The organism is Xenorhabdus siamensis (assembly GCF_037996745.1).
Classification (GTDB): Bacteria; Pseudomonadota; Gammaproteobacteria; order Enterobacterales; family Enterobacteriaceae; genus Xenorhabdus; species Xenorhabdus indica.
The window spans coordinates 53,602-67,053 of record NZ_JBBMXE010000007.1 but is presented as its reverse complement, the minus strand read 5'-3'; the positions used below and the strand labels follow the sequence as shown (position 1 = coordinate 67,053).

Below are 13,452 nucleotides of genomic sequence, written 5' to 3'. Positions count from 1 at the left end.
ACTTATGTCGAATGGAGTAGTCACTGCGGCATACATTGTTGCCGCTATCTTATTCATTTTCAGTCTTGCAGGGCTTTCTCGCCATGAAAGTTCCAAGCGAGGTAATCTCTTTGGCATAACCGGGATGGCAATTGCTCTGATTGCGACCATCTTAGGGCCGGATACAGGTAACGTTGGCTGGATTATTCTGGCAATGATTATTGGGGCAGTCATTGGAACTCGTCTTGCTAAAAAAGTAGAGATGACTGAAATGCCGGAATTAGTCGCCATTTTGCATAGTTTTGTTGGTTTGGCTGCTGTTCTGGTTGGGTTTAATAGCTTTATGGCTCACGATATTTTTTCTGATGCCATTATGGAACATATTCATCTGACAGAAGTTTTCCTTGGGATCTTCATTGGGGCTGTGACCTTCACAGGTTCGGTTGTGGCATTTGGTAAATTACGCGGAAAAATTTCATCTAAGCCATTAATGTTACCACATCGCCATAAACTTAATCTGGCTGCTTTGGTTGTCTCTTTTGTGTTGATGATTAGCTTTATCAAAACAGAAAGCGTCGGTTTCCAGGTTTTCACCATGCTCATCATGACGGTAATCGCATTAGCTTTTGGTTGGCATTTGGTGGCATCCATCGGTGGGGCAGACATGCCGGTTGTTATTTCCATGTTGAACTCATATTCAGGCTGGGCGGCCGCTGCGGCAGGTTTCATGCTGAGTAATGACTTACTGATTGTAACGGGTGCTTTAGTGGGGTCTTCTGGTGCGATCCTCTCTTATATTATGTGCAAGGCGATGAACCGTTCCTTTATTAGTGTTATTGCCGGTGGTTTCGGTAGTGACGGTGTCTCAGCGGATGATGATCAGGAAATGGGAGAATATCGTGAAGCAACCGCAGAAGATGTTGCTGAACTATTGAAGAATTCTACTTCAGTTATTATTACTCCGGGTTATGGAATGGCTGTTGCTCAGGCACAATATCCGGTACATGATATTACAGCAAAATTGCGAGAAAGAGGAATCAACGTACGTTTTGGTATCCATCCAGTGGCAGGGCGCTTGCCTGGTCATATGAATGTATTACTGGCTGAGGCTAAAGTACCTTACGATATTGTCTTAGAAATGGAAGAAATTAATGATGACTTTTCTGAAACAGATACAGTTTTGGTTATTGGTGCCAATGACACAGTAAACCCTGCGGCACAGGAAGATCCAAACAGCCCGATTGCTGGAATGCCTGTATTGGAAGTTTGGAAAGCGCAAAATGTGATTGTTTTTAAACGATCTATGAATACCGGCTATGCAGGCGTGCAAAACCCATTATTCTTTAAAGAGAATACACAAATGCTATTTGGTGATGCCAAAGCAAGTGTTGAGGCAATTTTACGTACACTATGATTGAATATATTTAATCGAGTTAAATTTGAGAGCTTCGTATAAAAATCGAAGCTCTTTTTTTTGAAAATATCAGTTTTACATCTGATTGTTTAATTAAATTCAAATTTATGTAGATTAAATAGATATCACAATTAAAACCCGGTTGTTACTGAGATTTACAGATGTTTACCTCTGAATATTATTAGTTTTGATGTGAGTTTTATATTATGCAACCATTAAAAAATCTTTATGTTTTTTCATTGTTTTGATAACTAAATCAAACAATGTCGTTAAGGATTTTCGATAATTATATGCTAGCATGGATATTAATTTTTTCATTTTACCATTTTAAACATCATGAAGAATTATTTGAATAATGTTAAAATTAAATTCCCTTCTTACCTGTCTGACTCAATATTTCAAAAAATATCTATTGCACGATATATGTTAAAACATCAAATTTTAACTATATAAAAATATATCTTACCCATTTCAAAAAATGATGAAGAAAATTATTAATAGATCTTTTTTAGAAAGATGACTAAAACGTGCCTGAAAATTATTTTTATGTAAAAGGTATTATATATGAAAAATGCAGTGAAAATTGTGAATGAGGCTTTAAACCAGGGGGTTATTCTATTTTTTGCTGATAACCGTTTACAATACGAAACTAGCCTCGATACTATTCCAGCCGCATTGCTCAGTAAATGGAAACAACATAAACAAGAGTTGATCAACTTTCTGAGCCAGAGCTCAGCAACATTTGTGGTTTATCGACCAACTGACCGAACGTAGTCCCCAATATATATTTTCCAGAATACATAGTTACAAGACTTTATATTCCACTGGACTGAATGCCACGCACATTAAATAACAAAATGGACAAAAAAATTACCTATTCCGAATGAAAATAATTTCCGTCAACAGATTATGTCGCGCCAAAAAATGAAATGGAGAAAAAAATCGGTCAATTACGGCAAGAAATGCTAGACGTCAGTCAGGTCGGTATTCATGACATCTTTTTTGTACAAGGTGTAACCCGCCTTATTAACTCAAACAGTTCCAAACTGAATAAGAAACAACGCAAAAACTATCGGAAGGTCATATATGAAAAATGCAGCACAGATTATTAATGAAGCATTAAATCAAGGGATTACTTTGTTTGTTAGTGATAACAAGCTGAAATATGAAACTAGCCGCGACAGTATTCCACCGGAACTATTTAATGAATGGAAACAACATAAACAAGAATTAATTGATTTTCTGATACATCTTGAATCAGAAGAAGAAGTGAATACACATCGGCTACAGGATATTCCACGTTATAAACGTGCAGATCATTATCCACTGTCATTTGCCCAACAGCGTTTATGGCTGATTGATCAACTGACCGAAGGCAGCCCTCAGTATAACTGTTCAGGTGACTTTAGATTACGTGAGCCGGTTAACCTTAAAGTGTTTGAAGCTGCTGTAGGAGCATTGCTTGAACGTCATGAGTCGTTACGCACCTATTTCAAGATTATTGATAATGAACCCCGACAGATTATTGCTACCTCTTATGACTTACCTGTTAAGTACCATGATTTATCTGCACTTTCAGAATCAGAGAAAGAACGTCAGATTAAACAATTTAGCGAAAAAGAGTGGAAACAAGTTGTTAATCTCAGTACTGACTTAATGCTACGTATTCAATTGCTGAAACTAGCAGAAGATGACTATCTCATTTTCTATACGATTCATCATATCGCCTGTGATGGCTGGTCAATGGCGATATTTTTCAGTGAATTTCTTACATTATACCGGGCTTATTACCGGGGAGAAAGTAATCCTCTGCCACCATTAAAAGTCCAATATACTGATTATGCCCAGTGGCAACGGGAGTGGTTGCAGGGCGATATTCTGGAGAAACAGTTAGATTACTGGCAAAATCAGCTAGCAGGTGCTTCTCCAATTCACCATTTACCACTGGATAAACCGCGTCCAAAACAACAGAATTTTGAAGGCTTTTTACATCCTCAACGTATTTCAAAGACTCTGACACAAGAAATAAGAGCATTATGTGCCAAGAATAAAGTGACATTATTTATGTTTCTGGAAACAGCTTTTGCTGTGCTGATAAGCCGTTACAGTAATGAAAAGGATATTCTGGTCGGGATGCCGGTTGCAGGAAGAAGACACCGTGATATTGAGTCTCTGATTGGTTTTTTTGTTAACTCTATGGTTATCAGAACCGATTTATCCGGGCAGCTCACATTCAGTGAACTATTGAAACAAAACAGTCGTACCATTCTGGATGCTTATGCACATCAGGATCTGCCCTTTGAGATGTTGGTAGAAAAACTCAGCCCAGAAAGACAAGTAAACTATAATCCTATCTTCCAGATCATGTTTGCAGTCCAGAATAACCAACGAAACACATTGCTGGAACAGGATAATATCATTGAAACTGAAAAACATTCACTGCTGACGACCCGATTTGATTTGGAAGTCCATATATATGAAGAAAAATATGAAGGTGAACTATTCATTCAGTGGATTGCTGATACAAGCCTATTCAATATTGCTACCATTGACAGACTACTGGCCAATTACGAAACCCTGCTGACTAACATTGTTAATGTGATGAAGCATCATGCTGGCATCAACGAGCCATCTGTCCATGATATTCCATTATTAGCAGATCCCGAACGAAATACCTTACTGCATGAATGGAGTGGGCCACAAGTTTCTTACCAGACCGGGAAATGTTTCCATGAACTCTTCGAAGATCAGGTATTACAATATCCTGAAAAAAATGCACTTATCTTTAATAATAACGCCCTAAGCTATCAATCATTAAATGAACAAGCTAACCAATTAGCGCACTATCTGCTTGAGCAGGGCATCAAACCGGATACGTTGGTTGCACTTTGTATGCCACGTTCATTGCAAGCGGTTGTGGCGCTGTTGGGTATTCTTAAAGCAGGCGGGGCTTATGTACCATTAGACCCCAATTATCCGCAGGCCCGCCTCCAATACATGCTGGAACATAGCGAAGTAGAGTTTATCCTGACTGAAACTCACCTGATGGAAAAACTCCCAATCAGCCAGCAAAAAGTCATCTGTTTGGATACCGAGGCAATACAGTCACATCTGCAACACATGCCAGTGGATAATATTACCGAACGTCCATTCCCACTCACGGAAAATCATCTGGCTTATGTGATCTATACTTCTGGCTCTACCGGCAAACCGAAAGGGGTGATGGTGGAACATAAGGGATGGGTCAATCTGGCATTCTCACAGGCAGAGTTATTTGGGGTTGACTCACATTGCCGGGGATTACAGTTTGCCTCCTGGAGTTTTGATGCCATGACCTTAGAGATGTCCATGACATTAGCTTATGGTGCAACACTGTATTTGATCTCAGAAACTCAGCGGCGTTCCCCTGAATTGTTGGATGAAGTCGTTGAAAAACATCAGATAACCCATGCTGTACTACCCCCAGCACTGCTTCCTCATCTGAATTTTAACAAATGGCGTTCTGTCTCAACGTTGCTTTCAGCGGGTGAAGCCGTACCACCACAGGTAGCTGTTCATTGGTCACAGAATAGAAAACTGTTTAACGTATATGGCCCGACAGAATGTACAGCCATTGTTACCACAGCCTTATTAACCGATGAGAAGATCACAATTGGAAAACCTTTGCCTAACGTTGTGATGCGTATTCTTGATCCGGAAGGTAACTTGGCTCCGATAGGTGTTATCGGGGAACTGTATATCGGTGGTGTTCAGTTAGCACGTGGTTACCGAAATTCGCCGGAAATCACGGCAAAGCAATTTATTCGTGATCCATTCAGTCCACACTCAACGGATGGCCGGGAAAACAGGCTTTATCGAACTGGCGATTTAGTGCGCTGGACACCTGATGGTCAGTTGGAATTTGTCGGCCGTGTTGACTCTCAGGTTAAGATCCGTAGTCATCGCATAGAGTTGGGTGAAATCGAAACAGTTTTGTCCGGCCACGATGCTTTAAGTAGTGCAGTTGTTATCGCTTATGGTCAAGATGAAGATAAAAAGCTCATTGCGTATGTCTGCCCAAGTACGGAATGGTTAGGTGAAAAAGCGACTGAATTTAACGCGGGTAGCCTTGAGAACTGGACAGAAATTTTTGATGAGCAGTACCGTCAACCCATAACGGATAATACTCTGCAAGAAAATATCAGTGATTCAGTCGAATCAACCAGTGACTTCAGTGGCTGGATGAACAGTTACACTAAACAGCCGATTGCTCTTGATCAAATGGAAGAGTGGTTAGCAGGAATCATGCAGCGGATTAACGCCCTGCATCCTCACCGTTTACTGGAAATTGGTTGTGGTAGCGGATTATTGTTGTATCGCTATGCTGAACAGTGTGAATCAGTGGTGGCGACTGATATTTCGGCTGAGGTTCTGAACCGACACCAACATATTCTGCAACAACGTGGCTGGTCACATGTACAACTAAGAAGAGGAGATGCGCTCAACTTAGGCACATTACATGCTGGCGAATTTGATACTGTCGTGATTAACTCCGTTGTTCAATATTTCCCCAATGTTCAATATCTGGAGAAAGTGCTTGAACAGCTAATGCCGGCTGTGACCGCAGGCGGAAAAATTCTGTTGGGAGATATTCGCAACTTAGATCTATTAATCGCCCATGCTACAGCAATAGAGCAAAGTCATCTTAACGGGCAGCGTATTCAGGTAGGAGTACTGGCGAACCGTATTCAGCGGCGTTTACAAAAAGAACCTGAATTTTTACTCAGCCCAACTTATTTTGCCCAATTACCGGCACGTTACCCTGAAATTAGCCGGGTTGACATTCTGGTTAAACGTGGCATCGGTGATAATGAAATGCTGCGTTATCGTTATGATGTCATATTACATAAAAGAGATGAAAACACCGAGTTTTGTCATGAAATACCGCTAACTTGGCACAATTTTGACTCTTTTGAAAGTCTGCGTCATTTATTACAAAAAGGCACAGAAGATACATTTGGTGTTTCAGGCATTTCCAATGCCAAAGTTAAAGATGATCTTACTTTAGCAGAAAGGTTACGTCACTGGTCAGCCAATCAGATGATAACACCACCAGAAAATGCCGGCAGTTTCTCCCCACAGGTATTAAAACAGGTTCAGGAATTTGAATCCTTACTGCAATATGCTGAACAATGTGGTTATCAATGCGGTGTTACGTGGTCACAACAGCAACCTGATTTACTGGATGTCATTTTCAGCCGCGGAGCCTTGCCACCAGTACAGGCACGTACTGGCTACAATCAAACCCATTTGGCGAACTATCCGCAAATTTCCGCCATTAGCGGAGAGCTTTCAGAATTACTTGAATCTGCACTGAAACAGCAACTACCAGAATATATGGTTCCTGGCCTTTATATTCCTCTGGAACGTATGCCACTCACTTTAAATAATAAGGTAGATAAAAAAGCGCTACCGATCCCAAATGAAGACGATCTACGCCGACAAAACTATGTAGCACCAAGAAATGAAATAGAAATTAAGATCAGTCAGTTATGGAAGCGATTATTGAATGTTAGTCAAGTCGGTATCCATGACAATTTCTTTACACTGGGTGGTCACTCACTTCAGGCAACCCGCCTTATTAGTTCAATACGCAATGACTTAAAAGTAGAAGTACCGTTGAGAAGTGTTTTTGAACATCCGACACTTGAGCAGTTATCGCAAATTGTCACTATTCATCTTATCAAAGAAAAAAGAAAACATTTCCAGGCTGAGCAAGAAACAGCACAAGAACTATTGAAAGGTGATATATGAAAAATGCAGTGCGAATTGTCAATGAGGCTTTAGATCAGGGAATTACCCTGTTTGTTATTGATAACAAATTGAAATATAAAACCAGCAGCGACAGTATTCCACCAGAGTTGCTCAGTGAATGGAAACAACATAAACAGGCGCTAATTGATTTTCTGAACCAGCTCGATTCAGAAGAGCAAACTCAAACGCATCACTTTTTGCAAGATATTCCGCGTGATGGTAACGCGGAACATTATCCGCTTTCATTTGCTCAACAACGTTTATGGTTTATTGATCAACTGGATGGAGGCAGCCCTCAGTATAACTGTATGGGAAACTTCAGGTTGTGGGAATCCATTAACATACAGGCGTTTGAGGCAGCCGTTAAGACATTACTTGAACGCCATGAAGTGTTGCGTACCCATTTTCAAATCATCAATAACGAACCGCGGCAATTTATTGCCACTGATTACGATTTACCGATTACACACCATGACTTATCTGCGTTGTCTGAAACCGAAAAAAATAATCAAGTAAAACAACTGGGTAAAGAAGAAGAGAGTTTGATTTTTAACCTTCGCACAGATCTGATGCTGCGTATGCGGTTAATAAAATTGGCAGAAACTGATTATCTCATTATTTATACGTTTCATCATATCGCCTGTGATGGCTGGTCGGTCACAATATTTCTCCGTGAATTTTTCACACTATATAAAGCTTATTGTCTGGGTAAGGAAAATCCGTTACCGCCGCTGAAAATTCAGTATGCCGATTATGCCCAATGGCAACAGAGCTGGTTACAAGGTGATGTGCTGAAAAAGCAACTGACATACTGGCAGAATCAGTTAGCGGGTATTTCACCCGTCCATCGTGTGCCACTGGATAATCCACGTCCGGAGAAACAAAATATCGAGGGATGTTTTCATACACAACGCATTTCCTCGCGTCTGACTCAAGCAATCAGAGGACTATGTGCTAAGCATAATGTCACTTTATTCATGTTCTTGGAAACGGCTTTTGCCGTATTACTTAGCCGTTATAGTAATGAAAAAGATATCGTGATTGGAACGGGGTTGGCAGGGAGAAGACACCATGATATTGAACCGTTGATCGGTTTTTTCGTCAATTCACTGGTTATCCGAACAGATTTATCTGGTCAGCCGACATTCAGTGAATTATTAAAACAAAACAGTCGAACCATTCTGGATGCCTATGAGCATCAAGATCTGCCATTTGAACTGGTGGTAGAAACGCTCAATCCAGAACGCAACGTAAATTATAATCCGATATTTCAGATCATGTTTGCAGTACAGAACAACCAACAGGATACAACGCTGAAACAGGATAATATAACTGATTTTGGCGATAATGTACTTAAAACGACTCGATTTGATTTAGAAGTCCATGTTTATGAAGAAGAACAGACAAGCGAATTATTTATAGTATGGATCTCCAACGCGAGTCTGCTCAACAATAGCACCGTTGAGAGATTCATCGCCAATTACGAAACCTTGCTTTCTGGCATTGTTGAGGTGATGACAGATGATTCAGTCAATAAAGAACCCTCTGTCCATGAACTCCCATTATTGGCAGAAGCTGAAAAACAGACTTTATTGCATGAATTACATGGGCCACAGACCCATTACCCGCCAGGGCGTTGCTTCCATGAACTGTTTGAAGAACAGGTAGTACTGAATCCTGAAAAAACCGCACTGGTTTTTGGTGAGGAGGCATTAAGTTATCAGGCCGTTAATGCTCAGGCCAATCAGTTGGCACATTACCTGATTGAACAAGGTATCCAGCCAGATATTCTGGTTGCTATTTGCCTGCCCCGCTCATTACAAACGGTGATCGCACTGCTGGGTATTCTCAAAGCCGGCGGAGCTTATGTGCCGTTAGATGCCAGTTACCCGCAAGCTCGCCTGCAATATATGCTGGAGCACAGTGGGGCGGAGTTTATCCTGACCGAAACAGCGCTGGTTGATAAATTGCCCATCAGCCAGCAACGCGTTATCTGTCTGGATACCGACACGGTACAATCGCATATGCAAAACCAGCCCACCGGTAATATTGTTCATCGTCCGGTGCCTCTGACAGAAAATCATCTGGCCTATGTCATTTATACTTCGGGTTCTACCGGCCGGCCAAAAGGCGCAATGCTGGAGCATAAGGGTTGGGTGAACCTGGCACAGGCGCAAGCCGGGTTATTTGGTGCGAAGGCTGATATTCGCGGGTTGCAATTTGCTTCCTGGAGCTTCGACGCCGCTGTGTTGGAAATGGCAATGACTCTGGCTTATGGTGCCACGCTGTATTTGATTTCAGAAACACACCGCCGTTCGCCTGAATGGCTGGACAAGATGGTTGAAAAACACCATATAACCCATGCCGTACTCCCGCCGGCGCTGTTGCCTCATCTGGATTTCAACAAATGGCACACCGTTTCAACCTTGTTGTTAGCAGGGGAAACGGTGGCGCCGCACATCGCTGCACAGTGGTCACAGGGCAGAAAGCTGTTTAACGTTTATGGCCCGACAGAGTGTACGTCGATTGTGACTACCACCTTATTAACAGCCGATAAGCGAGTGACGATTGGGAAACCATTGCCAAATACCGTGATGCGTATCCTGAATTCTGACGGTAATCTGGTGCCTTTTGGCGCTATCGGGGAACTGCATATCGGTGGCATTCAACTGGCACGGGGTTACCGTAATGCACCGGACATCACGGAAAAACAGTTTATTCGTGATCCTTTCAGCACCAATCCGGCAGACCGACTTTACCGTACGGGGGATTTAGTGCGCTGGACGCCGGAAGGTGAACTGGAATTTATTGGTCGGCTGGATTCGCAGGTCAAAATCAGAGGTTACAGGATAGAGTTGGGAGAAATTGAGGCTGTTTTAGCAGCAAATGATATTGTGAGTCATGCGGTGGTAAGCATGTATAGTCAAGATAGCGAAAATCAAAAACTCATTGCTTATATCAGTCCCACAACGGCGTGGTTAGACGAAAAAATGACTGCATTTAATGAGAGCTATATTGAAAACTGGAAAAATGTCTTTGATGGACAATATACATCGGAAAATACCAATCATGACAATAACGGAATAGTCGATTCAGACAGTGATTTCAGTGGCTGGATGAACAGTTATACTGGTCAGCCTATTACGCTGGACCAAATAGAAGAGAGGTGGGCTGGCACTATACAGCGAATTGAATCTTTGCGTCCCCGTCGATTACTGGAAATCGGCTGTGGGACAGGTGATTTGTTGTACCATTATGCGGCTCAGTGTGAATCGGTATTGGCCACTGATATTTCAGCGGAAGTATTGGCTCGTCACCAGAGGATTTTGCAACAGCGTGGCTGGTCGCACGTAGAACTGAAAAGGGGGGACGCACTGCATTTGGGCACAATCGCGCCTGACCAGTTCGATACCGTTGTGATTAACTCCGTTGTACAATCCTTCCCCAATGTTCAATATCTGGAAAAAGTGCTTGCTCAGTTACTGTCACTCATTGAAGCAGGCGGAAAAGTCCTGTTGGGCGATATTCGTAACTTAGATCTGTTAACTGCGCATGTAACGGCCATTGAGCAAGGCCATCTGAACGGGCAACGCATTGAAGTCAGTACATTGGCAAATCGTATTCAGCGGCGATTACAACAAGAATCCGAATTGCTGCTTAGCCCAACCTATTTTACCCAGTTACCAACACGTTATCCTGAAATTAGCCGGGTTGACATTCTGGTTAAACGTGGCATCGGTGACAATGAAATACTGCGCTATCGGTATGATGTCATTCTGCATAAGAGAAACGAACAGATAACATCTTGTGATGATTTATCTTGCAATTGGTACAATTTCTCCACTCTGGAAAATCTGCGTGATTTCTTACAGGCAGGGATAGACCAAACATTCGGTATTTCAGGAATACCTAATGCCCGCATCAAAGATGATTTTGACTTAGCGGAAGGGCTACGCCATTGGCCAGCCAATCAGATGATATCGCCGTCAGAATATGCAGGCGGTTTTTCTCCGCAAGCAACAGAGCAAGTTCAGGCATTGGAGTCTTTGCTTCATTATGCCGAACAGTGTGGTTATCAGTGTGGCGTGACATGGTCACAACAACGATCTGACTTGTTGGATGTTATTTTCAGCCGGGGTGAATTGCCACCTGTTCAGGCTCGAACTCATTATAGTCAGACCCATTTGGCGAACTATCCGCAGATCTCCGCGATGAGGAGTGAACTTTCAGAACTGCTCGAATCCGCTTTGAAAAAACAACTGCCAGAATATATGGTGCCCAATCTCTATATTCCGCTGGAGCGTATGCCACTCACATTAAACAACAAAGTGGATAAAAAAGCGCTACCTATTCCAGATGAGAGTGACTTACTTCGTCAGACTTATATCGCACCGAGAGATGAAATTGAGGAAAAACTCTGTCAGTTATGGCAAGAGCATCTAAAAATCAATCAAATTGGTATTTATGATCATTTCTTCTCGCTCGGTGGGCATTCACTCCTGGCCGTTAAAATAACTGCTTCCATAAGAAATACTTTAAACAATAATTTTAGTATGCAGCAGCTATTTGCAAATCCAACCATTGCACAAATTGCAAGAGTGATTCGTAACAGTCATAAGCACGAAATATCTACACCGAAGACAACACACAATATATCTGATGGAAAAATACCTATTTCTTATAGTCAGAAAATATTTTGGTATTTTATTCGAGAAAAGTTATTGGAGGACAGTTTCCACGTACCAGTTGCTTTGCTGATGGAGGGAGAACTGAATCATAGTGCGTTGGAAAAAAGTTTAAATACCATCTTAGAGCGGCATGAAAGTTTACGTTTTAAGTTTTATGAAGAGAATGAACAGATTTTTATGCAGCCTGATAACAGTATGAAAATCAACCTGCAAGTTATCGAAACGTTACCAAAAGAAATAGAGAAAGAACACATTATTATTGAAATTAACAAACTCTGGGAAGAAAAATTAAGAACACCTTTTGATGTTTACAATGGCCCATTAATCAGAACATTCTTCTTTCCTGTTTCGGAAAAAATGACGGTATTATTTATTGATATGCACCACATTATTTCTGATGGATGGTCTATCAATGTCATAATGAATGAATTTAAACAGTTATATACGGCTTATTCTCAGGGGCAAGAAAATCCGTTACCACCAGTTGCCATGCAATATTCTGATTATGTTTATGACTTGCAAGAAACTCATACAACTGAGGCAGTTAAAAAACAGATTAAATTTTGGCAACAACAATTTTCCGATGTTAGTACAGAACGTAATTTCCCAGTTTCTTTTAGAAATCATCTAGCATCAAAATATCGGTCTCATGCCCGTCATATCAAGATACCTGATTCACTCGATAATGTCGTTTCGCAATATTGTGAAACTCATAAGATCACGCCTTATATGTTATTTATGGCTTTATTCCACACTTGTCTTTTTATGTACTCCGGTGAGTCACAACATATTGTTACCTCACCAAAAGCTGATCGTACTCGCCTGGAAAGCCATCAAACAGTCGGGTTATTCTTAAGTGACTTAATAGTAAAATCGACCATTAGTAAGGAGATGAGCCTGCAAGAAATCATTAAGCAGGTTAGTCAGTCTATTCATCGCACCATAGAAAATTCAAATATCCACATGTCTGTTGTGATTGAAGCGGTGGGAGAAAAGGCGATAGATAATATATTTAATGTTTTGTTTAACTATTTGGATGCGCAAAATCTCTATGATTTTATTGATATATCTAAGAATGGAAAATTATCACTGCCAAAGCTTGATGTGGAATTGATAGATGCCCAGGTGGTTCCTTTTGAATCACTTGGGATGAATTTCATATACATGCCACAAAAGATCGAGTGTACACTTAATTACAATCCAGAACTGTATACAGAGGAAGTTATTGATAATCTGGCTGAATATTATGAACGACTACTGAATGTCATCGTATCCGGTCAAGAAAAAGAGAGCATCAGTCAATTTTGTGACTAAATTTTTATGAAAAATTAACAAATTAGCCTCATGGATGAGGCCAATATCAAGTTCGGCGGCCAAAGTTGCCTCAGTCAATTGTTAACGTTACTCTATGCAATTATGACGCATATGTAAAAAACGTTTCCCTCGGTTACTTTACTTTCTCTTGATTGATAAATCCTATCAATATATTGATAATTGATCGTCAATACCGATCAAATTATTGATCTTTTTTAATTCTTAAGGTAAATTTTTCTTCTGCGCACAGAAAATTGTGTCCGA

Annotated in this window: 4 protein-coding genes; all 4 read left to right on the top strand. The window is 41.0% G+C overall.

The window, feature by feature from the left end; translation table 11 throughout:
• The first annotated feature begins 4 nt into the window (after positions 1–4).
• The 4 genes from pntB (at position 5) to AAC852_RS07125 (ending at position 13,188) form a co-directional block, all read left to right on the top strand.
• Complete coding sequence (gene pntB / locus AAC852_RS07140) at positions 5–1,393, top strand: Re/Si-specific NAD(P)(+) transhydrogenase subunit beta (RefSeq protein WP_340620437.1); 1,389 nt, start codon at positions 5–7, stop codon at positions 1,391–1,393.
• A 564-nt stretch (positions 1,394–1,957) separates the two neighbouring features.
• Positions 1,958–2,167, top strand: a complete 210-nt coding sequence (locus tag AAC852_RS07135) for a TubC N-terminal docking domain-related protein (RefSeq protein WP_340620436.1) — start codon at positions 1,958–1,960, stop codon at positions 2,165–2,167.
• A gap of 312 nt (positions 2,168–2,479) precedes the next feature.
• A complete protein-coding gene (locus tag AAC852_RS07130) occupies positions 2,480–7,186 on the top strand; it encodes an amino acid adenylation domain-containing protein (RefSeq protein WP_340620435.1) in 4,707 nt (1,568 codons plus the stop codon).
• Complete coding sequence (locus AAC852_RS07125; RefSeq protein WP_340620434.1) at positions 7,183–13,188, top strand: non-ribosomal peptide synthetase; 6,006 nt, start codon at positions 7,183–7,185, stop codon at positions 13,186–13,188. Before AAC852_RS07130 ends, AAC852_RS07125 begins: the two co-directional genes overlap by 4 nt.
• Positions 13,189–13,452 lie beyond the last annotated feature (264 nt).